The sequence below is a fragment of the Rathayibacter sp. RFBD1 genome, from assembly GCF_002932915.1.
In the GTDB taxonomy this organism is placed as follows: Bacteria; Actinomycetota; Actinomycetes; order Actinomycetales; family Microbacteriaceae; genus Rathayibacter.
Window position 1 is genome coordinate 1 of sequence record NZ_PSWQ01000025.1, and the last position, 23328, is coordinate 23328.

The following is a 23328-nucleotide window of genomic DNA, read 5'->3' on the forward strand; positions in this document are numbered from 1 at the left end:
AGGCCGGGGTATAAAATTGGCATTGAACATAGTGCACGCTGTTGAGTTCTCAAGAATCGGACACATCCCGCCTCCACACCAGAACGGTGCTTCACAACGGAAGTGATCGAAGTTTGCTGTACGAGGGCGTGAGCCACTCGATTTGTCTTGCTTGCCGAGACCGGTTAGGATTGCCAGAACCGAAGTCCCGATCGCCTCCGTGGCAACTCGACTAACTTAGCACATCCGCAGGCCGTGTCAAGTCCGGCTTCTTCGTGGTGTTCGCTGCACGATCGAGGATCGCACCGCTGCACCAGGCTCGGCCGTGAGGCCTTGCAACGAAGCCGGGACCGTGTCCCGTGGAGGCTTTGCATCTTACGCTCGCGATCCCGCAGTCTTCAAGAGACGAATCTCTAACAGGCCTGGGAGCGAGGGGATGGTCCCCGCTTGAGGTGGGCCAGCTGGTCTCGACGCTCTGCGCCTGACTCCCGCTTGCCGCTCCTTTGGGGTGACGAGGAGTTACATTACGTCGGGCCTCGGCCGAGCGGCAAATCGCCTGCGTCCCGGGCGTGTCGCGATTCAGGGGCCGTGCGTCGCTGAGTGTCCGACTCGGTACCCGACACCGGCTACCGGACACCGGCTACCGGACACCGGCTACCGGCTACCGGCTACCGGCTACCGGCTACCGGCTACCGGCTACCGGCTACCGGACACCGGACACCGGACACCGGACACCGGACACGGGACACGGGACACGCGACACGGGACACCGTGTTGATGAGACCGCCGACGCCGTCATCGCCCGCGTCCGCTCGAGGACAGCGGGCACGCGGTCAGCGGACGAAGGCCCCGGCGAAGCTCTTCTTGCCGCGACGGAGGACGGCGATCCCGTCGATCAACGGGAGCTCGCCGAGCGTGACGGTCTCGGACGGGAGGGCGGTGTTGTTCACCGAGAGCCCACCCTGGGCGAGAGCCCGCCGCGCCTCCCCCGTGCTGGCGACGAGTCCGGTCTCGACGAACGCCTGCAGCGCCGGCGTCTCCGGGGTCGCCTCCATCGAGGGCACCGCCTCGAGCGCGCCGCGGAGGATGACCGGGTCGATCCCCTCGAGCGAGCCCTTGCCGAAGAGCGCGGCCGAGGCGTCGATCACCGAGCGCGTCGCCTCCGCTCCGTGCACCAGCGACGTGACCTCCCAGGCGAGCGCGCGCTGCGCCTCCCGGCGGAACGGCTCGTCGGCAGCGGCCTTCTCCAGGCGCTCGATCTCCGTGCGCGGCAGGAAGGTGAAGATCCGCAGGCGGTCGGCGACGTCACGGTCGTCCGTGTTGACCCAGAACTGGTAGAACGCGTACGGGCTCGTGAGCTCGGAGTCGAGCCAGACGGCGTTGCCCTCGCTCTTGCCGAACTTGGTGCCGTCGGAGTTCATCACCAGGGGTGTGCCGATCGCGTGGACCGACACGCCCTCCGTGCGGTGGATCAGGTCGGTCCCGCTCGTCAGGTTGCCCCACTGGTCGCTGCCGCCGGTCTGCAGGACGCACCCGTACTGCCGGTAGAGCTCCAGGTAGTCGAGTCCCTGCAGGATCTGGTAGCTGAACTCGGTGTAGCTGATCCCCGCATCGGAGTTGAGGCGGGCGCTGACCGCGTCCTTCTTGAGCATCGTCCCCACGCGGAAGTGCTTCCCGATCTCCCGCAGGAAGTCGATCGCCGACAGCGGAGCGGTCCAGTCGAGGTTGTTGACCAGACGCAGCCCGTTGTCGCCGCCCGCGGGAACGAACCGGGACACCTGCGCCTGGAGGCGCTCGACCCACGCCGTCACCGTCTCGCGCGAGTTCAGCGTCCGCTCGGCCGTCGGACGCGGATCCCCGATCAGCCCGGTCGAGCCGCCGACGAGCCCGAGCGGCCGATGCCCGGCCAGCTGGAGCCGGCGCATGACGATCAGCTGCACCAGGTTCCCGAGGTGGAGGCTGGGCGCGGTCGGGTCGAACCCGCAGTAGTAGGTGATCGGCTCCCCCGACAGCAGCTCGCGCAACGCTCCCGCATCGGTCGACACGTGCACCGAGCCTCGCCAGACCAGCTCGTCCCACACGGAGTCGAAGGCGGGGTCGAGCTGCGGGCTCGTCGCGGACCCGGGGAGGTGCTGGTCGATCACCCGACCAGGCTACCGCGGCGGGACGGAGCCGGTCTCCGGGAGTCAAGCGCACAGGCTTGATCCCGGGCGATCAAGTGCCGATACTTGATCGAGGAGGTCCGATGTTCGTCATCACCGCGGATCAGCGCGACAGCAGGCACGACCACGACCGCGTGGACCAGGCGATCGCGAGCCTGATCGACGACGGTCGGGCGTCGTTCGTCCTGCCCCCGGAGCGGACGGCGGGCGACGAGTTCCAGTGCGTGCTCGACCGGGCCGATGCCGTCGTCGCGCTCGTGCTCGAGCTGCACCGGACCGGCCACTGGAGCATCGGCCTCGGGATCGGCCCCGTCGACCGGCCACTCCCCGCGACCACGAGAGCGGCGACCGGGGAGGCGTACTTCGCGGCGCGCCGGGCGGTCGAGGCGGCGAAGGGCCGGCCGACGCGCTTCTCCCTCGATCCGGACGCACCGGGAACGGCGGCGCCGGCACCGGCGGACGTCCAGGCGCTGATCGATCCGCTCCTCCTGCTGCGCGACGCGCGCTCCGAGGCCGGCTGGCAGATCGTCGACCTGCTCGAGAGCGGCCTCTCCCAGAAGGATGCGGCCGAGCGCCTCGCCGTCAGCCCGCAGGCGGTCAGCCTCCGGGTCCGCGCGGCGAGTGCTCGAGTCGACGCTCCCGCCCGTGACGCGCTCGCGCGCCTGCTGACAGTGGTCGACCGTACGCTCGACCCCACCGACGAGAGGACACCCCGATGACGGCACCCCCCGGATCCCCCGCCCTGCTCCTCGCCTCCGCGCTGCAGTCCGCCTCGTGGACGGGCGTGGTGCTCGTGCTGCTCGCCGGACTCGCCGGTGCGGTGCTCGCCGTGCGCCTTCGCCGTCCGCAGCTCGCCTGGATCCCCCTCGTGGCGGCGGCCGCCGCCTTCCTGCTCACGGCGGTCGCCGGACCGTCCGCGCCCCCGATCCACTCCGTCCTGGTGGCGGTGCTGGCCTTCGCGCTGGCGATCGCGGGCGGCGGGCCGGTCGTGCTGCTCACCCTCCGGCTCGCGACGGCCGACTCCCGCAGCGGCAGCCACGGCGGCATCATGGTCGCCGGAACCTCCCGCCCCGCCGCCGGGAGCGCGCCCTCGGCGATCGGCCAGCCGATCGAGGTGCTCCGCGGCGGGACGACGATCGGGGTCCTCGAGCGGATCGCGACGGCCGGCGCACTGATGAGCGGTCTCCCCGAGGGGATCGCGGTCGTGGTGGCGATCAAGGGCGTCGGCCGCTTCAGCGAGCTCGCCTCCCCGGAGGCGCGCGAGCGGTTCATCATCGGCACGCTGGCGAGCCTCGCCTGGTCGGCGGCTCTCGGCGTGCTCGCGCGGCTCTACCTCGCGGGCTGAGCTCCGGGCCGCCGCCGGGGCACTGCTCTCCGGTAAGGCGAGACGGTGGGGTCGCCCGGGATGCTGAAACGCCACGGGAAGTCGTCCCCGCCGCCCGGGCCCGAGACGCCGGTGCGCGGGCCCGCCGCCACGGAGGACGGCCTCTCCCCCGGCAGCAGCTCGAACGCCGCCTCGAGCGGGTCGCCCGACTCGCTGAGACGGACTCCGAGGGCCTTCGCCAGCCGTGCGGGTCCGCGGGCCAGATCCCGGCTGCGAACGGGTCCGCGCCGGGTCATCGCGAGCACCTCTCCCGACACGACCTCGCCGGCGCGCAGCAGCACCGCCGACGCCGTGCCCACCGGGGAGCAGACGATGTTCACGCAGGTGTGCATCCCGTACGTGAAGTACGCGTACACGGACCCGGGCGGACCGAACATGGGAGCCGTCCGGGGTGTCGGTCCGCGGTGCGCGTGCGAGCCCGGATCCTCACCGGTTCCGAGGTACACCTCGACCTCGGTCAGCCGGACGCCGACCACGCCCTCCGGCGTGCGGTGCAGGAGGACGCGGCCGAGCAGCTCCGGTGCCACCTCGAGGGCCGAGCGCGAGAGATCGGGGAGGTCGGCGCTCAGAAGAAGCTCTGGCCCGACACGAGGGTGATCACGATCACCGCGACGATGACGACTGCGGCGACGAGCACCAGAGTCCGCTGCTGCCAGGGGCGCAGCGGCGGACGTCCGTCGTCGCCCGGCGCTCCTCGAAGAGTCACGGGCGTTCCCCTCGGAGGGATCCGCGCACGACCCGGACGCGCTCGGTCAGCCGGGCGAGCTGCTCCGCGACGCGGTCGGGAGCCGTGCCGCCGACACCGTCCCGGCTCGCCACCGATCCCTCGATGCTGAGGACGGACCGCACGTCTGGAGTGAGCAGCGGCGACACCGAGGCGAGCGCGGCGTCGTCGAGATCCTCGAGCCCCCTCCCCTGCGACTCCGCCAGCTTGACCAGCTCACCGGTGATCTCGTGGGCGTCCCGGAAGGGCACGTGCTTCTTCACGAGCCACTCGGCCACGTCGGTCGCGAGGGAGAAGCCCTGGGGCGCGAGCTCCGCCATCCGGTCGGTGTGGAAGGTGAGGGTCGCGATCATGCCGCTGAACGCGGGCAGCAGCACCTCGAGGGTCGTCACCGAGTCGAAGACCGGCTCCTTGTCCTCCTGCAGGTCGCGGTTGTAGGCGAGCGGCAGCGCCTTGAGGGTCGCGAGCAGCCCGGTGAGGTTGCCGATCAAGCGGCCGGACTTCCCCCGGGCGAGCTCGGCGATGTCGGGGTTCTTCTTCTGCGGCATGATCGAGGACCCGGTCGAGTAGCCGTCGTCGAGCGTGACGAAGGCGAACTCCCGCGTGTTCCAGAGGATGACCTCCTCCGCGATGCGCGAGACGTCGATCCCGATCATGGCGGCGACGAAGGCGAACTCGGCGACGAGGTCGCGGCTGGCCGTTCCGTCGATCGAGTTCGGCACGCTCGACGCGAAGCCGAGATCGCGGGCGACCGCCTCGGCGTCCAGGCCGAGGGTCGAGCCGGCGAGGGCGCCCGAGCCGTAGGGCGAGACGTCCGCCCGGACGGCCCAGTCCCGCAGGCGCTCCAGATCGCGCAGCAGCGCCCAGCCGTGGGCGAGCAGATGGTGCGCGAGGAGCACGGGCTGAGCGTGCTGGAGGTGGGTGCGCCCGGGCATGATCGCCGTCGGGTGCGCCGACGCCTGTGCGGCGAGGGCGTCGATGAGCTGCACCACCAGCTCCGAGACGAGCGCCGCGTGGTCGCGGAGGTACATCCGGACGAAGGTGGCGATCTGGTCGTTGCGCGAGCGCCCCGCGCGGAGCTTGCCGCCGAGCTCGGGACCGGCTTCGAGCATCAGGCCGCGCTCGAGGGCGCCGTGCACGTCCTCGTCGGACTCGTCGGCGGCGAAGCTCCCGTCGGCGACGGCAGCCTCGAGCCGGTCGAGCGCCGCGAGCATCGCGGTGAGCTCGGCATCGTCGAGGTAGCCCGCTCCGGCGAGCGCCCGGGCGTGGGCGCGCGAGCCGGCGAGGTCGTAGGGGGCGAGCTGCCAGTCGAAGTGGGTCGACCTCGAGAGCGCGGCGAGCTCGGGCGAGGGGCCGCCGGCGAAGCGGCCGCCCCACAGGGCTCCGGCCTCGCCCGCGCGGGCGGAGGGTCGTTCCGTCATGGTTCTCCTCGGGTTCGGCTGTCGAGTCTACTGAGCGGCGTCGGCGGTGCCGGCGCGCTCCAGGAGCCACACGAGCAGGGCCTTCTGCGCGTGCAGGCGGTTCTCCGCCTCGTCCCAGATCACGCTCTGCGGGCCGTCGATCACGTCGGCGGTCACCTCGTAGCCGCGGTCCGCGGGCAGGCAGTGCAGGAACAACGCATCGGGAGCGGCGGCGGTCATCGTGGCCGCGTCGACCCGGTAGGCGCCGAAGGTCGCGACGCGCGCCGCCTTCTCGTCCTCCTTGCCCATCGACACCCACGTGTCCGTGATCACGATGTCGGAGCCGGCCGCGCCCTCGTCGGGGTCGGTCGTGGTGATCGCCGATCCGCCGGTGGTCGCGGCGATGCGCTGCGCATCGGCCAGGACCGCCGCGTCCGGCGAGTACGACTCCGGGGAGACGATGCGGACGTGCATGCCGGCCGTGGCCCCCGCCAGGAGGTACGAGTGCGCCATGTTGCTCGCTCCGTCGCCGAAGAACGTGAGCGTGAGGCCGGCGAGGCGACCGCGGTGCTCGCGGATGGTCAGCAGGTCGGCGAGGAGCTGGCACGGGTGGAACTCGTCCGAGAGCGCGTTGACGACCGGCACGCGCGTGCTGCGCGCCATCTCCTCCAGGCCCGACTGCGCGTAGGTGCGCCACACGATGGCGGCGACCTGGCGCTCCAGGACCCGCGCCGTGTCGGAGGCGGTCTCCTTGCCGCCGAGCTGGCTGCTCGCGGTCGAGATGATCAGGGGGCTTCCGCCGAGATCGGCGATGCCGACCGCGAAGGAGACACGGGTGCGCGTGGAGGACTTGTCGAAGATCACGGCGACGGTCTGCGGCCCGGCGAGGGGCTTCCGGGAGAAGCGGTCGCGCTTGAGCTCGAGGGCGAGGTCGAGGATCTCGGCCTGCTCGGCGGGAGTGATGTCGTCGTCGCGGAGGAAGTGGCGGGTCACGGTGCTGGTCGCTTTCGGTGGAGGTACGGGGTCAGAGGGTCTGCAGTGCGCGGCCGAAGCGCTCGGCGAACTCGGCGACGTCGGCGGCGGTCACCACGAGCGGAGGCGCGAGCCGGATGCTCGAGTCGTTCGCCGCGTTCACGATCAGGCCGGCGTCGAGGCAGGCGGCGGCGAGCTCGGCGGCGACCGGCCGGGTCAGGGCGATGCCCAGGAGGAGGCCCGCACCGCGGACCCCTCCGATCAGGGGCGAGTCGAGAGCGGTCAGCGCGTCGACGATCTGCGCCCCGCGCTCCCGCGCGTTGCCGAGAAGGTCGGCGCGCTCGATCTCGGCGAGCACGGCTCCGGCCACGGCGGTCGCGAGCGGATTGCCGCCGAAGGTGCTGCCGTGGTGGCCCTTCTGCAGGAGGTCGGACGCCTCGCCGAAGGTCACCAGCGCTCCGACGGGGAAGCCTCCGCCGAGCCCCTTGGCCAGGGTGACGGCGTCGGGCAGGATCCCCGCCTCCTGGTACGCGAACCAGCGTCCGGTCCGCCCGACCCCGGTCTGGATCTCGTCGACGATGAGCAGCGCGCCGTGCTCGCGGGTGAGCTCACGCGCGCGCTCGAGGTAGCCGGCCGGCAGCGGGATGACCCCCGCCTCCCCCTGGATGGGCTCGACGATCAGCGCGGCGACGGACTCGTCGAGAGCCGCCTCGAGGGCCTCGATGCTCGCCTCGAGGTGCTCGACCCCTCCCGGCATCGGCTCGAACGGCGCGCGCATGGCCGCCTTGCCGGTCAGCGCGAGCGCGCCCATCGTCCGCCCGTGGAACGCGTTCTGCAGCGCCAGGACGCGGTGCCGGCCGCCGGCCGCGTTCAGCCGCGCCAGCTTGAAGGCCGCCTCGTTGGCCTCGGTGCCCGAGTTGGCGAAGTAGACGCGGCCCGTCTCCCCGGCCCCGGTGAGGCGGCGCAGGGTCTCGGCCAGCTCGATCTGCGGGGCGGTCGCGAAGTAGTTGGAGACGTGGGCGAGCGCACCGGCCTGGCGCGTCACGGCCTCGACGAACACGGGATGCGCATGGCCGAGCGAGTTGACCGCGATGCCGCCGAGGAAGTCGAGGTACTCCCGCCCGTCGACGTCCCAGACCCGGCAGCCCTCGCCGCGCTCGAGCACGGCGAGCGGCGGCGCGAAGGTCTGCATCATCGCGGCGGAGTAGCGGTCGCGCGCCGAGCCGGTGCGGGACGCGGTCGTGGGGGTGGACATGGTGGCCTTTCGATCGGAGCGGTCCGGCCGCGAGGGCCGACGGTGCGCGCGTCCCGGACGGGACGGGCGCTCGGAGCCGGGGCCGCTGAGGATCAGCGGCCCGACATTCGCTCCCGGTCACGGGGGTCGAGCGAGGCGACGACCTCGGTGCCGATGCCCTCCGAGGTGAACACCTCGAGCAGGATCGAGTGCGGGATGCGGCCGTCGATGATGGCGGCCTTGGGCACTCCCCCGCGCACGGCGTCGAGGCAGGCGGTCATCTTGGGGATCATGCCCGATTCGAGCGAGGGCAGCAGAGCCGCGAGGTCGTCCGAGCGGATGTGCGAGACGAGCGACTCGCGGTCGGGCCAGTCGGAGTAGAGGCCGGCCACGTCGGTGAGGACGACGAGCTTCTCGGCGCCGAGCGCGACGGCCAGCGCGGCGGCGGCGGCGTCGGCGTTGACGTTCAGCGACTGCGTGGGGTCGTCCGAATCGGGGGCGATCGAGGACACGACCGGGATCCGGCCGGCCTCGAGCTGAGCGAGGACGGCGGCGGGGTCCACAGCGATCACGTCTCCGACGAGTCCGAGATCATGCTCCTCGCCGTCGATCACGACACCGCGGCGGCGGCCGACGAAGAGGCCCGCGTCCTCACCGGAGATGCCGGCGGCGAGGGGGCCGTGCTCGTTGATCCGGCGGACGATGTCGCGGCTGATGCTGCCGGTGAGCACCATCCGCACCACCTCCATCGCCTCGGGGCTCGTGACCCGGTAGCCGCCCCGGAACTCGCTCTCGATCCCGAGCCGGTCGAGCATCCGCGAGATCTGGGGCCCGCCGCCGTGGACGACCACGGGGCGGATCCCGGCGTATCGCAGGTAGACCATGTCCTGGGCGAAGGAGCGCTGCAGCTCCTCCGACACCATCGCGTTGCCGCCGAACTTGATCACCATCGTCCGCCCGTGGAAGCTCTGCAGCCAGGGCAGCGACTCGATGAGCGTCGCGGCCTTCCCGGGTGCGGCCTCGCGCTCGGCGCGGCTCTCGGCCGAGAGGGTGGTGTCGTCGCTCATGGCCGCCTCAGCTCGAGTACGCGGAGTTCTCGTGCACGTAGTCGTGCGTGAGGTCGTTGGTCCAGATCGTGGCCGTCGCGTCGCCGGCGTGCAGGTCGATGTCGACGGCGACCTGCCGAGGGGCGAGGTCGACGAGGTCGCGGCTCTCGTGCGGCTCGCCCGCGAGGCAGACCTGCACCCCGTTCATCGCCACGTCGATGCCGTACGGGTCGAACTGCGCATCGGTCGTGCCCACGGCGGCGAGGACGCGACCCCAGTTGGGGTCCTTGCCGAAGATCGCTGCCTTGAACAGGTTGCTGCGGGAGACGGCGCGGGCGACGACCACGGCCTCGTCCTCGCTCGCGGCGTTCAGCACGCGGATCGCGACGTCGTGGTCGGCGCCCTCCGCATCCGCCTGCAGCTGCAGGGTGAGGTCGCGGCAGACCGCGGTCAGGGCCGCGGTGAACTCGTCGGCGTCGGCCTCGACGCCGCTGGCGCCGCTCGCGAGCAGTGCGACGGTGTCGTTCGTCGACATGCAGCCGTCCGAGTCGAGGCGGTCGAAGGTGACGCGGGTCGCGGCCCGCAGGGCGGTGTCGAGAGCGGCGGACTCGAGGGCCGCGTCGGTCGTGATCACGACCAGCATCGTCGCCAGACCCGGCGCGAGCATCCCGGCGCCCTTGGCCATGCCGCCGATGCTCCAGCCCTGCTCGGAGCGGACCACCGCCTGCTTCGGGACCGTGTCGGTGGTCATGATCGCGCGGGCGGCCGCCTCGCCCGCCTCGGGTCCCCCGGCGAGCTCGGCGGAGGCGCCGGTCACGCCGGTGGTGAGCTTCGCGAGGTCGAGCTGGTCGCCGATCAGCCCGGTGGAGCACACCAGCACGTCGCCGGCGGACACCTCGAGGCTCTCGCCCACGAGCTCCGCGGTGCGGTGGGTGACCTGGAAGCCCTGAGCACCCGTGTAGCAGTTGGCGCCGCCGGAGTTGAGGACGATCGCCGAGACGACGCCGTCGCGCATCACCTGCTCGCTCCAGAGGACGGGGTTCGCCTTGCAGCGGTTGCTCGTGAAGACCGCGGCGGCGCTCTGCAGCGGGCCGAGGTTCTGCACGAGCGCGACGTCGCGCGCTCCGGTCGACTTCAGCCCGGCGACGACTCCGGCCGCCCGGAACCCTGCTGCTGCGGTGACGCTCACGGCGCGACTCCGTTCACGCTCAGGCCGAGGGACTCCGGGAGTCCCAGGGCGATGTTGGTGGACTGGACGGCCGCGCCCGCGGTGCCCTTCACCAGGTTGTCGATGGCCGAGACGACCACGACGCGGCGGGCCCTCTCGTCCACGGCGAGTCCGATCAGAGCGGTGTTCGCCCCCACCACGTCGGCCGTCCGGGGGAAGGAGCCCTCCGGGAGCAGCTGGACGAAGGTCTCGTCGCCGTAGGCGGTCTCCCACGCGGCGCGCACGTCCTGCGCCGAGACGCCGGGGGCGAGGCGCGCGGTCGAGGTCGCCAGGATGCCCCGGGACATCGGCACGAGGACCGGGGTGAACGAGATCGAGACGGATCCGGCTCCGGCGAGCAGGAGGTTCTGCCGGATCTCGGGATTGTGGCGGTGCACTCCGCCGAGGCCGTAGGCGTGCGCGGAGCCGAGGAGCTCGCTGGCGAGGAGGTCGGTCCGCAGGCTCTTGCCCGCACCCGAGGGGCCGACGGCGAGGACCGCGACGAGGTCCGACGACTCGATCACTCCAGCGTGCAGGCCGGGGGCCAGGCCGAGCGTGATCGCCGTGACGTTGCAGCCGGGGACGGCGATGCGCCGCACTCCGGCGAGCGCCTCGCGCTGCTTGCGTCCGCCGCCGCCGATCAGCAGCTCCGGGAGCCCGTAGGGCCAGGCCCCGGCGAAGTCGCCCCCGTAGAAGTCGGCCCAGTCCTGCGGGTCGGTCAACCGGTGGTCGGCGCCGCAGTCGACGACGAGGACGTCCTCGGGGAGGGTCGCGGTGATCTCGCCCGACTTCCCGTGCGGGAGGGCGAGGAAGACGACGTCGTGCCCGGCGAGGTTCCCGGTCGTCGTGTCGACGAGGACGAGGTCGCGGAGCGAGCGGAGGTGCGGGTGCACGGCGACGAGGGGCTGACCCGCGTTGGCGTGCGCCGTCACCGTGCGCACCTCGAACTCGGGGTGGTCGGCGAGCAGTCGCAGCAGCTCGCCGCCCGCGTAGCCGCTCGCACCGGCCACCGCCACGGAGAAAGTCATGCCCGAGAGCCTAGCCGGTGCGGGTGCGGGGCCCCGCCCGGCCGAACCGGACGGGACCCCCGGCCTCACTCGCGGAGTCGGGCGCCGAAGCGCTCCGCCGCCACGGCCACGCCGTTCTCCTTCGCGGCCGTCGCCTCGGCCGCAGTGAGCGTGCGGTCCGGCGCGCGGAAGCGCAGCGCGAAGGTCAGCGACTTCGTCCCCTCGGAGAGCCCGGTGCCGCGGTAGTCGTCGACCAGGCGGATCGCCTCGAGCAGCTCGCCCGCCCCCTCGGCGACGGCGGCGCGCACCTCGGCGGCCGCGGTGCCGACCGGGACGACGAGCGAGAGGTCCTGGGTCGCGGCGGGCAGCGCGCCCACCGGACGGGCCACGACGACCCTCCCGGCCCGCGCGATCAGCGGCTCCAGGTCGAGCTCGACCACGGCGACGCGGCGCGGGAGGTCGAGCTCCTCGGCGAGCGCCGGGAGCAGCTCCCCCGCGTGCCCGATGACCGCGCCGTCGAGAACGACCTCGGCGGTGCGGCCCGGGTGCAGCGCTGCATGTGCCCCCTGGCGCAGCACCAGCTCGGTGCCGGTCGCCGCGGAGACCTCGCGGACCACGTCGAGGGCGTCGCGCCAGTCGACGTCACGGCCGGCGACACCGGGCTGGCGCACGACGGCGGCGCCCGTGAGCAGCGCCGCGAGGTGCCGCGGCTGCGGTGGGATGCCCGCGTTCAGCTCGGCCTCGACCTCCGCGGACGGACGCGCCCCGCCCGCAGGGAGCGCCCCCGAGCCGAACGGGCCGCCGGCGGCCGGGAGGAAGACGGAGCCGAGCTCGTAGACCGCGAGATCCGTCAGGCCGCGCGAGCGGTTGCGGGCCGCGACCTGCACGAGACCCGGCAGCAGCGAGATGCGCAGCTGGCCCGCGGTCGCGTCGAGCGGGTTCGCGAGCGTGATCTGCTCCTGCGGCTCCCCGTCGACCGAGCCGAGCCGGTCGTTGATCGAGCGCGAGAGGAACGGGTACGAGAGCACCTCGGTCAGACCCGCGGCGGCGAGCGCCTGGGCGAGGGTGCGGCGCAGCCTCTGGCCCGGGGTCAGACCGCGGCCGGGAGGGGCGACGGGCAGGATCGCCGGGATGCGGTCGTACCCGGTGATGCGGGCGACCTCCTCCGCGAGCGAGGCGCGGTCGACGAGGTCCGGGCGCCAGCTCGGCGGAGTCACCAGCAGGCCCGCTCCGCCGGCCTCGACGGAAGCGCCGATCTCGACGAGCGCGCCGCGGATCTCCTCCGGGGTGTACTCCACCCCGATGAGGCCTGCGACGTAGCCGTCCGGCAGCTCGACCGGCTCCGCCGTGCGCGGGTCGGCCAGGACCGAGCCGAGCTCGTCCGCCGTGCCGCCGGCGAGCTCCACCAGCAGCTGCACCGCCCGGGCCGCGGCGACCGAGGCCACCTCGGGGTCGACGCCGCGCTCGAAGCGCCGCGACGCCTCGCTCGGCAGCTTGTGCCGGCGAGCCGTCCGGGCGATCGAGACCGGGTCGAAGTTCGCCGCCTCGAGCAGGACGTCGGACGTGGCGTCCGAGATCTCGGTGCGCGCGCCCCCCATCACTCCGGCGAGGCCGATCGCCCCGCCGTCGTCGGCGATGACGAGGTCCTCCGCGTGCAGGCGCCGGGTCTGGCCGTCGAGCGTCTCGAGGGTCTCCCCCGGCGCGGCGCGCCGCACCACGATGCCGCCCTGCAGGGTCGCCAGGTCGTAGCCGTGCAGCGGCTGGCCCAGCTCGAACATCACGTAGTTGGTGATGTCCACGACGAGCGAGATCGAGCGGACGCCGGCCAGGCGCAGTCGCGCGAGCATCCACGGCGGCGTCGGTCGCGAGACGTCGACGCCCCGGACGACGCGCGTGACGAACACGGAGGCGCCGACACGGCCGCGGATCGGCGCCTCGTCGGCCACGGACACGGGGAAGACGGGCGCCGTCTCCGTGCGCTCGTGCGGAGGGAGCGCCCGAGCGGGGTCGCGGAAGGCGGCTCCGGTGGCGTGGGCGTACTCGCGGGCGATGCCGCGGATCGAGAAGGCGTAGCCGCGGTCGGGCGTCACGTTGACCTCGACCGCGGCGTCGTCGAGACCGAGGAGCGCGACGGCGTCCGTGCCCGGCTCCGGGTCGAGCCCGAGCGAGGCGAGGCGGAGGATGCCCTCGTGGTCGTCCCCGAGGCCGAGCTCGCGGCTCGAGGCGATCATCCCGTCGGACACGTGCCCGTAGGTCTTCCGCGCGGAGATCGGGAACGGCCCGGGCAGGACCGCACCCGGCAGGGACACGACGACCTTGTCGCCGGCCGTGAAGTTGTGGGCTCCGCAGACGATGCCGCGGACGTCCTCTCCGCCGTCGGCGGCCCGCCCGCCCTCCGGAGCCACGCGGACGTGGCACCAGTTGATGGTCTTGCCGTTCTTCTGCGGCTCCGGAGCGAGGTCGAGCACCTCGCCGACGACGACGGGGCCGGTCACCTCGAAGCGGTGGACGTCCTCCTCCTCCAGGCCGACCGACACCAGGGCCGCGTGCACGGACTCCGTCGTGACGTCCTGCTCGAGGTCGACGTACTCCCCCAGCCAGCTCAGCGGGATGCGCATCAGATCACCATCCCGTACTGCTCGCTGAAGCGGACGTCGCCCTCGACCATGTCGCGCATGTCCTTCACGTCGTTGCGGAACATCAGGGTCCGCTCGATCCCCATGCCGAAGGCGAACCCGGAGTACTCCTCCGGGTCGATCCCGGCCGCGCGCAGCACGTTCGGATTCACCATGCCGCAGCCGCCCCACTCGATCCAGCGGGCACCGCCGACGAAGGTCGGGTGCCAGACGTCCAGCTCGGCGCTGGGCTCGGTGAAGGGGAAGTAGTTCGGGCGCAGGCGGATGCGCGCGTCGTCGCCGAAGAGGATCCGCGCGACGTGCTCGAGGGTGCCGCGCAGGTGCGCCATGGTCAGGCCGCGGTCGACGGCGAGGCCCTCGAACTGCGTGAACACGGGCGTGTGCGTCGCGTCGAGCTCGTCGGTGCGGTACACCCGTCCGGGAGCGATCACGTAGAGCGGCAGCGGGCGCTCGAGCATCGAGCGGATCTGCACCGGCGAGGTGTGCGTGCGCAGCACCAGGTGCGAGTCGACGGGGTCGACGAAGAAGGTGTCCTGCATGGCTCGGGCCGGGTGGTCCTCGTCGAAGTTCAGGGCGTCGAAGTTGAACCACTCGTTCTCGAGCTCCGGCCCCTCCGCGATCTCCCAGCCCATCCCGACGAACACGTCGGCGATCGACTCCTGGAGCAGCGAGAGGGGGTGGCGGGCGCCGCGGCGCACGAAGCTGGCACCGGCGGTGACGTCCACGCGCTCGGCCTCGAGCGCGGCCGCGTCCTCGGCCTCGACGAGCTCGGCCTCGCGGGCGGCGTAGGCGTCGCCCACCTGCTTGCGGGCACCGCCGACGAGCTTGCCGGACGCCGCCTTGTGCTCGGGCGGGACGGAGCGCATCCGCGCGTTGAGGCGGGCGAGGGCGGACCCCTCGCCGAGGTGGGCGGCTCGGGCGGACTTCAGAGCGGCGGAGTCGCCCGCCGCGCCGATGGCGGCGAGGGCGTCGGCGACCGCCGCGGAGACGGCCTCATCGGTGATCGGGTTGCTGTCTGACACGATCCCCCAGTGTAGGCGAGGGCCTCCGCCCCCTCCCGCCGCCCGCGCGCGGTGCTCGTCGCGCTCGCCCGCGGCCAGGCCACCGTCTGCGCCGACGGCCCTCGAAGCCTCGCCGCCGGCGCTGCTCGACCAGCAGGGGCGGGTTCTCGCTACGCCGGGGTCGGAGGCTGCTCGACCGGCAGGAGGGGGGGCACCGCCGGACGGGAGGACGAGAAGACGCCCGGATCGATCGCGACTCCCCGATCACCACCGCCTCCGCGTCGACGACGCCGGAGCGGAGCACCACCGCTCGATGCGCTGAGCGATCGCCGGACCCTCGAGGCGAACGGAGGAATCGCGTGCGAGCGATTCCTCCTAGCCGGACGCAGGACGCTCTGCGGAACCCGACCCCGTCAGGAAGCCGACCGCGGTGAGGATCGCCCTCGGTCGATCCTCACAGTTCAGTCCTGCACAGCGATCAGCTGCGTGTCCGTCTGCGCGCGGGCTGCGGGGTGGCCGCCGATGGTGCGGCCGCCGCGTCCGCCGCTCTTCGTGCGGATCTCGATCCACTTCGCCAGCCCCGAGAGGAGGAGGCAGATGCCGATGTAGATCGCTCCGATGACGATCGCCGCCGGGATGATCGGGCTGTCGAGGCTCGACTGGTTGCCCAGGTAGCGCGCGTAGTACAGCAGCTCGTTGTAGGTGATGATCGAGCCGAGCGCCGTGTCCTTGAGGGCGACGACGAGCTGGGCGATGATCACGGGCAGCATCGAGCGGATCGCCTGGGGGAACAGGATGAGCCGCATCACGCCGGACTTGCGCAGGCCGATCGCGTAGCCCGCCTCCTTCTGTCCTCGCGGGAGGGCTTCGATGCCGGCGCGGAAGATCTCGGAGAAGACGGAGCCGTTGTAGAGGGTCAGGGCGATGACGACGGCGAGGTAGGGGCTGAGCTTGAGGCCAGCGAACGGCAGGCCGTAGTACATCAGCATCATCAGGATCAGGACGGGGATCGCCCGGAACAGCTCGATGAAGAGCGTGACGGGGACGTTGATCCAGCGCCGGTCCGAGAGCCGGCCGATCGCCAGGAGGAGGCCGAGGACGAGGCTGGCGACGCCCGCCGTGGCGAAGGCCGCGAGCGTGCGGCCGAGGGCGCCGCCGATGCTCTGCCAGACCAGCGGGTAGCCGAACGCGCGCCACTTGGAGGCGTCGAACTGGCCGGACTCCGCGAAGCGCCAGACCACGAAGCCGAGGAACGCCGCGATCAGCAGGACGACGACGACGCCGATGACGCGGTTGCGCACGACGGCCCGGGGGCCGGGGTTGTCGAAGAGGACGGAGCTCATCGGGCGACCCTCCACTTCTTCTCGAGCTGACGTTGGACGAGCGAGAGCAGGGTGACCAGGACCACGAAGACCAGGGCCACCCAGAGGACGACGATGAGGCTGTTCTCGCCGCGCTCGTTGAGGACGCGGACGATGGTGCCCGCCTCCGCGACCGAGAAGCCGGCGGCGACGGTGGTGTTCTTCAGCAGCGCGATCAGGACGCTCATGAGCGGCGGGATCACGGAGCGGAAGGCCTGGGGCAGGACGACCTGCGTCATCGTGAGGCCGAAGTCGAGGCCGATCGCGCGGGCGGCCTCGGCCTGGCCGATCGGCACGGTGTTGATGCCCGAGCGCAGCACCTCCGCGATGTAGGTCGCGGTGTAGAGGCTGAGGGCGCAGATCGCCAGGTTCGTGTAGTCCACCTGCGGCAGGTCGAGCTTGGGGTAGCCGAAGGCGAAGAAGAACATCACCAGCGTGAGCGGGGTGTTCCGGATGGTGTTCACGTACACCGTGCCGACCGCGCGGGCGATCGGGACGGGCGAGACGCGCATCGCGCCGACCACCGTGCCGATCAGCAGGGCGAACACGAGCGAGACGCTGAAGAGGATCAGGGTGTTGCCGAAGGCCGGGACGTAGACGTCGAGGTTGTTCAACAGGACATCCATGCGGCTGGCCCTTCTGTCGGAGCGGTGGTGGTGGTCGAGGAGAGGGGACCCCCGGGCGGCGGTCGGGCCGCCCGGGGCGCCTCCTAGTAGTCGTTCACCGCCGGCTGGGTGACGGTCGTGCCGGACTGGCCGAGCGTCTCGTCGTAGATGGCGCTCCAGGTCTCGCCGCCGTCGGTCAGCATGCCGTTGACGAAGTGGCGCAGGGCGTCGTCGTCCTTGGGCAGGCCGATGCCGTACAGCTCGGTGCTGAAGGGCTCGCCGACGACCTTGAGCTCGTCGGGCCGCTGAGCGGCGTAGCCGATCAGGATCGCGCCGTCGGTGGTGACGGCGTCGACGGTGCCGTCGGCGAGCGCGTCCACGCACTGCGAGTACGTGTCGAACTCCTCGGTCTTCACCTCGGGGTAGTTGGTGCGGATGTTCTGGATCGGGGTGGAGCCGGTGGCCGAGCACACGGTGGTGTCGGCGGTGAGGTCGTCCGGTCCGGTGATCGTGTCGTTGTCGGCCGCGACGAGCAGCTGCTGGCCGGTCTCGAAGTAGGGTCCGGCGAAGCCGACCTGCTCCTTGCGCTTGTCGGTGATCGAGTAGGTGCCGACGTAGTAGTCGATGTCGCCGTTCACGATCGACGCTTCGCGGTTGGCGGACGGGATCGCCTTGAACTCGATGGCGTCGGCCGCGAAGCCGAGCGAGGCGGCGGTCCACTTCGCGATCTCGATGTCGAACCCGGAGCGCTCGCCGGTCGCCGCGTCGAGGTAGCCCAGCCCGGGCTGATCCTCCTTGACGCCGATGACGACCTTGCCGTCCGCGGTCATCGCGTCGAAGGTCGGGCTGCCCTCGAGGGTCACGTCGGAGGCGACCTCGTACGCGGAGGTCCCTCCCTCGGAGCCTCCACCGGCGCCGCCGCCGGCGGTTCCGGAGTCGCCGGAGCAGCCGGCGAGGGCGAGGGTCGCTGCTGCGAGTCCCGCGGTCATGAACATGAGCCTGGTGCGCATGATCGTCCTTCCTGGGGTTCGGCCCGCCGGAGCGGGCGATGTCGGGTCGGCTCCCGGGTCACGGGTCCGACCTGCCTGGTGGCTGCGGATCGCGCTTCTAGTGCGTGATGAGCTTGGAGAGGAAGTCCTTGGCCCGGTCGGTGCGGGGCGCGGTGAAGAACGACTCCGGGTCGGTGTCCTCGAGGATCTCGCCGTCGGCCATGAACACGACGCGGTCGGCGGCCTTCCGGGCGAAGCCCATCTCGTGGGTGACGACGATCATCGTCATCCCGTCCTTGGCGAGCCCGACCATCACGTCCAGGACCTCGTTGATCATCTCGGGGTCGAGCGCCGAGGTCGGCTCGTCGAACAGCATCACCTTGGGCTTCATCGCCAGCGCCCGCGCGATCGCGACGCGCTGCTGCTGCCCGCCGGAGAGCTGGGCCGGGGTCTTGGCGGCCTGGTGGCCGACGCCGACCCGGTCGAGCAGCGCCGTGGCCTGGGCCTCCGCGTCCTTGCGGGAGAGCCCGCGGACCTTGATCGGGCCGAGGGTGACGTTCTCGAGGATCGTCTTGTGCGCGAAGAGGTTGAACGACTGGAAGACCATCCCGACGTCGGCGCGGAGCGCGGCGAGGCCCTTGCCCTCCTCCGGGAGCTTCTGCCCGTCGATGGTGATGGTGCCGCCCGAGATCGTCTCGAGCCGGTTGACCGTGCGGCAGAGCGTCGACTTGCCGGATCCGGAGGGGCCGAGGACCACGACGACCTCGCCCCGGTGCACCGTCAGATCGATGTCCTTCAGAGCCTGGAAGTCGCCGTAGTGCTTCTGCACCCCGGAGAGGACGACGAGGGGTTCACCGGCGGGAGCGGCGGCGCGCTCGTCTTGCGGGGCTGTGACCATGCCGTCAGAGAAGCACACGGGGATGGGCCGGTCAAATCATGAGGGAATTCTTAACCGAAGGGTAACAACGCGCCCTGTTCTCCAGGTTCGCGGCACCCTCGGCCCGGTTCCTCTCAGGAACGCAGCGCGAAGGCGCTCTCGTACAGGCAGACGGAGGCCGCGGTCGCGAGGTTGAGCGACTCCGCCGCCCCGTAGATGGGCACCGCGACCACTCCGTCGACGAGGGCGAGCGACTCGTCCTCGAGGCCGCGCGCCTCGTTGCCGAAGACCCAGACGGTCGGCTGGGCGAGGTCCCCGCGTGCGCGGACGTCGAGCAGGTCCTCCCCCTTCACGTCGGCCGCGACGGAGCGGAGGCCCACGCCGCGGAGCCGGCCCAGCACGTCGGTGAGGTCGGCGCCGACCGCGACCGGGAGGTGGAAGAGCGAGCCGGTCGTGGAGCGCACGACCTTGGGATTGTAGAGGTCGACCGAGCGGCCGGACAGCACGACCGCGTCGGCGCCGGCGGCGTCGGCGGCACGGATGATCGTGCCGAGGTTGCCCGGATCGCGGACCTCCTCGAGCACCGCCACGAGGCGCGGCTCGGAGGCGACGACGTCCTTGAGCGACGTGGGGAACTGACGGCAGACCGCGACGAAGCCCTGCGGAGTGACGGTGTCGGCCATCGCGTCGAGGACGTCCTCGGTCACGTACTCGATCTCCACCTCCGCCTCGGCGGCGGCGGCGACGATCTCGGGGTGGCGCTCCAGAGCGGTCGGAGTCGCGAACGACTCGACGATCAGCTCCGGGCGGTACTGCAGCGCCTCGGAGAGTGCCTGCGGGCCCTCGAGGAGGAAGAGCCCCGTCTCGAGCCGGGCCGGGCGGCGGGTGAGCTTCGCCACGGAGCGGACACGGGGAGAGCGGGGGTTGTCGAGCATGCGGCGAGCCTATCGGCGCGGTGATCGCCGCCCCCGCAGACACGGCGCGGAAGGGCCTGCGGACGACGGAGGGGGCCGCGACCTCTCGGTCGCGACCCCCTCCGGGAAGCCGTGCTGACTACGCTGCGGCCTTGGGCGCCGAGGTGTCGGCGGGCAGCGCGCTCTTCGCGGTCGCGACGAGCGAGGCGAACGTGGCCGGCTCGGTGATCGCGAGGTCCGCGAGGATGCGGCGGTCGACCTGGACGCCGGCCAGGGCGAGGCCCTGGATGAAGCGGTTGTAGGTCAGGCCGTTCGCGCGGGACGCGGCGTTGATGCGCTGGATCCAGAGACGACGGAACTCGCCCTTCTTGGCGCGGCGGTCGCGGTACGAGTAGACGAGGGAGTGGGTGACCTGCTCCTTCGCCTTGCGGTAGAGGCGCGACCGCTGGCCGCGGTAGCCCGAGGCGCGCTCGAGGATGACGCGACGCTTCTTGTGGGCGTTGACGGCCCTCTTCACTCTTGCCATTGCTGTTTCTTCCTATCGATCCGTGTCGGCTGAGTAGCGACCACGCGGCGCAGCGGGCTGCGCCGGCGGTGGGCTACAGACCGAGAAGCTTCTTGGCGACCTTGGCGTCCTGCGGGGCGAGGACCTGGTCCTGGTTGAGGCGGCGGGTGCGAACGCTGGACTTGGACTCCAGGTTGTGACGCATGCCGGCCTGCTGCTTCATGACCTTGCCGGAGCCGGTCACCTTGAAGCGCTTCTTGGCACCCGAGTGGGTCTTCATCTTGGGCATGTTCTCTCCTTGTGAACGTCACTCCGCGCTCGGCGGGGCGAAACCGGTGCCCCGCGAGCGGGGCGTCCACCGGCCCCGAGGCCGGGGCGGCGAAGTACTAGACGGACTCGGCCTCGGCCGTGTCCTCGGGGGTGTTGGCCTCGCGACGAGCGGCGCGGACCGCATTGGCCTCGGCCTTCGCCTCGGACTTGTTCTTCAGCGGGCCGATGACCATCACCATGTTGCGACCGTCGATGGTCGGGGTGGACTCGACCTGGCCGAACTCGGCGACGTCCTCCGCGAAGCGCTGGAGCAGACGGACGCCCATCTCGGGGCGCGACTGCTCGCGACCGCGGAAGAGGATCATCGCCTTGACCTTGTCGCCGGCCTTCAGGAAGCCCTCGGCGCGCTTGCGCTTGGTCTCGTAGTCGTGCTTGTCGATCTTCAGGCGGAAACGGACCTCTTTGAGGATCGTGTTCGCCTGGTTGCGACGGGCTTCCTTGAGCTTCTGAGCCTGCTCGTACTTGAACTTCCCGTAGTCCATGATCTTGGCCACGGGCGGCTTGGAGTTGGGGGCGACCTCGACCAGGTCCAGGTCTGCGTCCTGCGCGAGTCGCAGGGCGACCTCGATCTTGACGACGCCGACCTGTTCTCCTGCGGGACCCACGAGGCGGACCTCGGGGACGCGGATACGGTCGTTGGTACGGGGATCGCTGATTGCGTTTCTCCTCTGATCTCGGTGAGTGCAGCTGCGCTGCCGGAGTCTTCTCCAGCGCACCCGAGAGAGGTGATCGTCCCGTCCACGTCGTGCCTGCAGCACGGCGCTCGCACCCTGTGACGCGGTTCCCGAGGCGGACCTCGAGAGCCGCAGCCCTGCCTCCGGTGGTCTGACGACCCTCGGGGGCGGAGTGCTTCTGACCCGGTAACCTTGTGAAGCGGTCAAGCGCGGGTGGGAGAATCTCCACTTTCGAACCGAGGACATGCCTCGGAGCCCGGACAACCATAGCAGACCGGCGGCCCGCCCGACAGAGCAGATCCGGCCGCCCCTCGATCCTCTGCTCCGGCGGCCGCGCCCCTCCACCACGCACGATGAACGAAGGACCCATGGCCCAGTACGACGACGACTACACGCGACGATTCGGCGAGGACGGCGGGGCCTCCGACGTGGAGGCCGCCCGCGACATCGCGGAGGTCCCGGCGGTGGAGATCATCACCACCGCGGCCGTGCACCTGATGAGCGCGGCCGCGGTCAAGTGCGGGCTCGCCGACGAGCCCGGAGCGCAGGTCGACCTCGACGAGGCGCGCAAGCTCATCAACGCGCTCGCGGGCCTGGTCACGGCCGGGGCGCCCGACATCAGCGACATGCACGCCCGGAGCCTGCGCGACGGCCTCCGCACCCTCCAGCTCGCGTTCCGTGAGGCTTCCCCCATCGCCGACCCGATCGGCAAGGGCCCGGGCGAGAAGTGGACCGGCCCGGTCACCTGATCGGAAGTCAGCGGGCGGCGGCGAGCTGCAGCGTCATCGAGTCGACGCGCTGCGCGACGGTCTCGTCGGCCGCCCACCGCTTCCCCAGGCGCGCGACGAGGGCGCCGAGCGCGTCCTGATCGAGCCCCGGGCGCAGGCTCAGGACCACCACGAGCTCGGGGCCCGCGAGGCGCTGCTCCGGGTCTCCCGCGCGCACCTCGAGCGAGGCGACCGCCCGCTCCCCCTCCGCAGCCGCGCGCAGAGCCCGGAGCACCTCCGCATCGGCGGGGGCCGGCCGCCAGTCGCCGCCCTCCGCGATCGCCCAGAGCGCCGGGCGCCGAACCGCGAACTCCCGCTCGGACGCGGGGTCGAGGACCATCACCTCGGTGCCCTCCGCGACGGCCGCCAGGGCCGCGCGGCGCCCGTCGACCGGGACGGGACGGGCGGCCGGGTCCCATCGGCGCATGCTCTCGACGCCGCTGAAGACGGGGAGCACCGTGCGGCCGTCGGGTCCGGCGACCGTGACGATCGCGAGCTCCTGCGTCTTGTCCGCCCGGAGTCCCCCGACCCCCTCGGCCTCCTCGCCGAGGCGGGCGACCAGCGGGATGAGCAGGCGGGACGTGCGTATCGCGTCGACCACGGCCTCCGGGCCGCGAGTGCCACCGGCGAAGGACTCGAGCGCTGCGACCAGCGCCTCCGGGGCGCTTCCGTCGTCCTCCGGTGCTGCGCTCGGCTCGAAGTGCCGGCCCGCCCAGGGGGTGCCGGCCGAGTCGGTCAGATGCGCCGGGAGCGGGCGGGGCTCACTCGGATGCGACATCCAGGGCCTCCGCGAGCGTGAACGCGCCCGCGTACAGCGCCTTGCCGACGATCGCGCCCTCGAGCCCCTGGGGCACGAGGTCGCGCAGAGCGGCGATGTCGTCGAGGTTCGAGATGCCGCCCGAGGCGATCACGGGGCGGTGGGTGCGGGCCATGACCTGCTCGAGGAGCTCGAGGTTCGGGCCCTTGAGCGTGCCGTCCTTCGTGACGTCGGTGACGACGTAGCGGGTGCAGCCGGCCTCCTCCAGGCGGTCGAGGACCTGCCAGAGGTCGCCGCCCTCCTTGGTCCAGCCGCGCGCGGCGAGCGTGGTGCCCCGGACGTCGAGCCCGACGGCGATCTGGTCGCCGTACTGCGCGATGACGCTCGCGGCCCACTCGGGGTTCTCGAGCGCCGCGGTTCCGAGGTTGATGCGCTTCGCGCCGGCGCTCAGCGCGGACTCGAGGCTGCGGTCGTCGCGGATCCCGCCGGAGAGCTCGACGTTGACGCCCTTCACCTGCCGGATGACCTTCTTCATGATGCCGTGGTTGTCGCCGCGGCCGAAGGCGGCGTCGAGGTCGACGAGGTGGATCCACTCCGCGCCCTGGTCGGCCCAGTCGCCCGCGGCGTCGATCGGGTCGCCGTAGTTGGTCTCGGTCCCGGCCTCGCCCTGCGTGAGCCGCACGGCCCTGCCGCCCGCCACGTCGATCGCGGGCAGGAGGACCAGGCCCGGGGCCTTGGTGAACTCGCTCATCGTCATCCTCAGTCTCGGAGCCGGTGCCGGCCCCTGGAGGCGCCGA

General features: G+C 71.9%; 24 protein-coding genes. 3 read left to right on the forward strand and 21 right to left on the reverse strand.

Annotated features, from left to right (window positions below; genetic code table 11):
• Positions 1–812: 812 nt before the first annotated feature.
• Positions 813–2123 carry a tyrosine--tRNA ligase gene (tyrS, locus tag C5D50_RS13930; protein ID WP_104250196.1) on the reverse strand — a complete coding sequence of 437 codons (1311 nt, stop codon included), beginning with the start codon at positions 2121–2123 and terminating at the stop codon, positions 813–815.
• A 101-nt stretch (positions 2124–2224) separates the two neighbouring features.
• Here tyrS and C5D50_RS13935 point away from each other — a divergent pair, with 101 nt between their 5' ends.
• Both C5D50_RS13935 and C5D50_RS13940 read left to right on the forward strand, forming a co-directional pair.
• Positions 2225–2860: a DNA-binding protein gene (locus C5D50_RS13935; protein WP_104255580.1), complete on the forward strand. Its 636-nt coding sequence runs from the start codon at positions 2225–2227 to the stop codon at positions 2858–2860.
• The gene (locus C5D50_RS13940) at positions 2857–3486 is read left to right on the forward strand and encodes a hypothetical protein (protein WP_258069634.1); all 630 of its coding nucleotides are present in this window, start codon (positions 2857–2859) and stop codon (positions 3484–3486) included. Before C5D50_RS13935 ends, C5D50_RS13940 begins: the two co-directional genes overlap by 4 nt.
• On the opposite strand, the gene C5D50_RS13945 is transcribed toward C5D50_RS13940, so the two are convergent.
• The 18 genes from C5D50_RS13945 to infC all read right to left on the reverse strand — a co-directional run bounded on the left by C5D50_RS13945 (position 3471) and on the right by infC (position 20938).
• The gene (locus C5D50_RS13945) at positions 3471–4094 is read right to left on the reverse strand and encodes a DNA-3-methyladenine glycosylase (protein WP_104283771.1); all 624 of its coding nucleotides are present in this window, start codon (positions 4092–4094) and stop codon (positions 3471–3473) included. The genes C5D50_RS13940 and C5D50_RS13945 overlap by 16 nt on opposite strands.
• Complete coding sequence (locus C5D50_RS16615; RefSeq protein WP_160034127.1) at positions 4091–4231, reverse strand: hypothetical protein; 141 nt, start codon at positions 4229–4231, stop codon at positions 4091–4093. Before C5D50_RS16615 ends, C5D50_RS13945 begins: the two co-directional genes overlap by 4 nt.
• Positions 4228–5670 (reverse strand): argininosuccinate lyase, encoded by a 1443-nt coding sequence (argH, locus tag C5D50_RS13950; protein ID WP_104283772.1) that lies wholly within the window; start codon positions 5668–5670, stop codon positions 4228–4230. Before argH ends, C5D50_RS16615 begins: the two co-directional genes overlap by 4 nt.
• Positions 5671–5697: 27 nt before the next feature.
• A complete protein-coding gene (gene argF, locus C5D50_RS13955) occupies positions 5698–6642 on the reverse strand; it encodes an ornithine carbamoyltransferase (protein ID WP_104224499.1) in 945 nt (314 codons plus the stop codon).
• A 31-nt stretch (positions 6643–6673) separates the two neighbouring features.
• The gene (locus tag C5D50_RS13960; protein ID WP_104267106.1) at positions 6674–7876 is read right to left on the reverse strand and encodes an acetylornithine transaminase; all 1203 of its coding nucleotides are present in this window, start codon (positions 7874–7876) and stop codon (positions 6674–6676) included.
• Between the two features lie 92 nt (positions 7877–7968).
• The gene (argB, locus tag C5D50_RS13965; RefSeq protein ID WP_104283773.1) at positions 7969–8922 is read right to left on the reverse strand and encodes an acetylglutamate kinase; all 954 of its coding nucleotides are present in this window, start codon (positions 8920–8922) and stop codon (positions 7969–7971) included.
• A gap of 7 nt (positions 8923–8929) precedes the next feature.
• On the reverse strand, positions 8930–10090 hold the full coding sequence (argJ, locus tag C5D50_RS13970) for a bifunctional glutamate N-acetyltransferase/amino-acid acetyltransferase ArgJ (RefSeq protein WP_104283774.1): 1161 nt from the start codon (positions 10088–10090) through the stop codon (positions 8930–8932).
• Positions 10087–11136, reverse strand: a complete 1050-nt coding sequence (gene argC, locus C5D50_RS13975) for an N-acetyl-gamma-glutamyl-phosphate reductase (RefSeq protein ID WP_104283775.1) — start codon at positions 11134–11136, stop codon at positions 10087–10089. Before argC ends, argJ begins: the two co-directional genes overlap by 4 nt.
• A 65-nt stretch (positions 11137–11201) precedes the next feature.
• A complete protein-coding gene (pheT, locus tag C5D50_RS13980) occupies positions 11202–13733 on the reverse strand; it encodes a phenylalanine--tRNA ligase subunit beta (RefSeq protein WP_104283776.1) in 2532 nt (843 codons plus the stop codon).
• Complete coding sequence (gene pheS / locus C5D50_RS13985) at positions 13733–14773, reverse strand: phenylalanine--tRNA ligase subunit alpha (protein ID WP_104272763.1); 1041 nt, start codon at positions 14771–14773, stop codon at positions 13733–13735. Before pheS ends, pheT begins: the two co-directional genes overlap by 1 nt.
• Before the next feature lie 440 nt (positions 14774–15213).
• Positions 15214–16095 (reverse strand): amino acid ABC transporter permease, encoded by an 882-nt coding sequence (locus C5D50_RS13990; RefSeq protein ID WP_104224492.1) that lies wholly within the window; start codon positions 16093–16095, stop codon positions 15214–15216.
• Positions 16092–16739, reverse strand: a complete 648-nt coding sequence (locus tag C5D50_RS13995) for an amino acid ABC transporter permease (protein WP_104283777.1) — start codon at positions 16737–16739, stop codon at positions 16092–16094. The genes C5D50_RS13990 and C5D50_RS13995 overlap by 4 nt, the downstream gene beginning before the upstream one ends.
• An 83-nt stretch (positions 16740–16822) precedes the next feature.
• Complete coding sequence (locus C5D50_RS14000; protein WP_181073455.1) at positions 16823–17728, reverse strand: glutamate ABC transporter substrate-binding protein; 906 nt, start codon at positions 17726–17728, stop codon at positions 16823–16825.
• A gap of 97 nt (positions 17729–17825) precedes the next feature.
• Positions 17826–18605, reverse strand: coding sequence for an amino acid ABC transporter ATP-binding protein (locus C5D50_RS14005; RefSeq protein ID WP_104224489.1), 780 nt, complete (start codon positions 18603–18605; stop codon positions 17826–17828).
• Between the two features lie 113 nt (positions 18606–18718).
• A complete protein-coding gene (locus C5D50_RS14010; protein ID WP_104283778.1) occupies positions 18719–19519 on the reverse strand; it encodes an RNA methyltransferase in 801 nt (266 codons plus the stop codon).
• 118 nt (positions 19520–19637) lie between these two features.
• Positions 19638–20024, reverse strand: coding sequence for a 50S ribosomal protein L20 (gene rplT, locus C5D50_RS14015; RefSeq protein WP_104224487.1), 387 nt, complete (start codon positions 20022–20024; stop codon positions 19638–19640).
• Between the two features lie 73 nt (positions 20025–20097).
• Complete coding sequence (rpmI, locus tag C5D50_RS14020; protein WP_055793295.1) at positions 20098–20292, reverse strand: 50S ribosomal protein L35; 195 nt, start codon at positions 20290–20292, stop codon at positions 20098–20100.
• A gap of 97 nt (positions 20293–20389) precedes the next feature.
• Complete coding sequence (infC, locus tag C5D50_RS14025) at positions 20390–20938, reverse strand: translation initiation factor IF-3 (RefSeq protein WP_374952931.1); 549 nt, start codon at positions 20936–20938, stop codon at positions 20390–20392.
• A 437-nt stretch (positions 20939–21375) separates the two neighbouring features.
• Between infC and C5D50_RS14030 the strand changes: the two genes are divergently transcribed.
• Entirely contained in the window at positions 21376–21756 is a 381-nt protein-coding gene (locus tag C5D50_RS14030; protein ID WP_104313470.1) for a DUF1844 domain-containing protein, read from the forward strand.
• Between the two features lie 7 nt (positions 21757–21763).
• Here the strand turns inward: C5D50_RS14030 and C5D50_RS14035 are convergent, their stop codons facing one another.
• Together C5D50_RS14035 and priA are read right to left on the reverse strand one after the other, a co-directional pair.
• Positions 21764–22552, reverse strand: coding sequence for an SseB family protein (locus C5D50_RS14035; protein WP_104283779.1), 789 nt, complete (start codon positions 22550–22552; stop codon positions 21764–21766).
• Positions 22536–23282, reverse strand: coding sequence for a bifunctional 1-(5-phosphoribosyl)-5-((5-phosphoribosylamino)methylideneamino)imidazole-4-carboxamide isomerase/phosphoribosylanthranilate isomerase PriA (gene priA / locus C5D50_RS14040; protein WP_104224506.1), 747 nt, complete (start codon positions 23280–23282; stop codon positions 22536–22538). Before priA ends, C5D50_RS14035 begins: the two co-directional genes overlap by 17 nt.
• Positions 23283–23328 lie beyond the last annotated feature (46 nt).

Bases quoted from the DNA above. Each gene is read 5' to 3' on its own strand.
- C5D50_RS13940 (WP_258069634.1), top strand. From the start codon at position 2,857: ATGACGGCACCCCCCGGATCCCCCGCCCTGCTCCTCGCCTCCGCGCTG.
- C5D50_RS13990 (WP_104224492.1), bottom strand. From the start codon at position 16,095: ATGAGCTCCGTCCTCTTCGACAACCCCGGCCCCCGGGCCGTCGTGCGC.
- rpmI (WP_055793295.1), bottom strand. From the start codon at position 20,292: ATGCCCAAGATGAAGACCCACTCGGGTGCCAAGAAGCGCTTCAAGGTG.
- pheT (WP_104283776.1), bottom strand. From the start codon at position 13,733: ATGCGCATCCCGCTGAGCTGGCTGGGGGAGTACGTCGACCTCGAGCAG.
- argB (WP_104283773.1), bottom strand. From the start codon at position 8,922: ATGAGCGACGACACCACCCTCTCGGCCGAGAGCCGCGCCGAGCGCGAG.
- argH (WP_104283772.1), bottom strand. From the start codon at position 5,670: ATGACGGAACGACCCTCCGCCCGCGCGGGCGAGGCCGGAGCCCTGTGG.
- C5D50_RS14035 (WP_104283779.1), bottom strand. From the start codon at position 22,552: ATGTCGCATCCGAGTGAGCCCCGCCCGCTCCCGGCGCATCTGACCGAC.
- C5D50_RS14030 (WP_104313470.1), top strand. From the start codon at position 21,376: ATGGCCCAGTACGACGACGACTACACGCGACGATTCGGCGAGGACGGC.
- C5D50_RS13960 (WP_104267106.1), bottom strand. From the start codon at position 7,876: ATGTCCACCCCCACGACCGCGTCCCGCACCGGCTCGGCGCGCGACCGC.
- priA (WP_104224506.1), bottom strand. From the start codon at position 23,282: ATGAGCGAGTTCACCAAGGCCCCGGGCCTGGTCCTCCTGCCCGCGATC.
- C5D50_RS14005 (WP_104224489.1), bottom strand. From the start codon at position 18,605: ATGGTCACAGCCCCGCAAGACGAGCGCGCCGCCGCTCCCGCCGGTGAA.
- C5D50_RS14010 (WP_104283778.1), bottom strand. From the start codon at position 19,519: ATGCTCGACAACCCCCGCTCTCCCCGTGTCCGCTCCGTGGCGAAGCTC.
- argC (WP_104283775.1), bottom strand. From the start codon at position 11,136: ATGACTTTCTCCGTGGCGGTGGCCGGTGCGAGCGGCTACGCGGGCGGC.
- C5D50_RS13995 (WP_104283777.1), bottom strand. From the start codon at position 16,739: ATGGATGTCCTGTTGAACAACCTCGACGTCTACGTCCCGGCCTTCGGC.
- C5D50_RS13935 (WP_104255580.1), top strand. From the start codon at position 2,225: ATGTTCGTCATCACCGCGGATCAGCGCGACAGCAGGCACGACCACGAC.
- C5D50_RS14000 (WP_181073455.1), bottom strand. From the start codon at position 17,728: ATGCGCACCAGGCTCATGTTCATGACCGCGGGACTCGCAGCAGCGACC.
- rplT (WP_104224487.1), bottom strand. From the start codon at position 20,024: ATGGCAAGAGTGAAGAGGGCCGTCAACGCCCACAAGAAGCGTCGCGTC.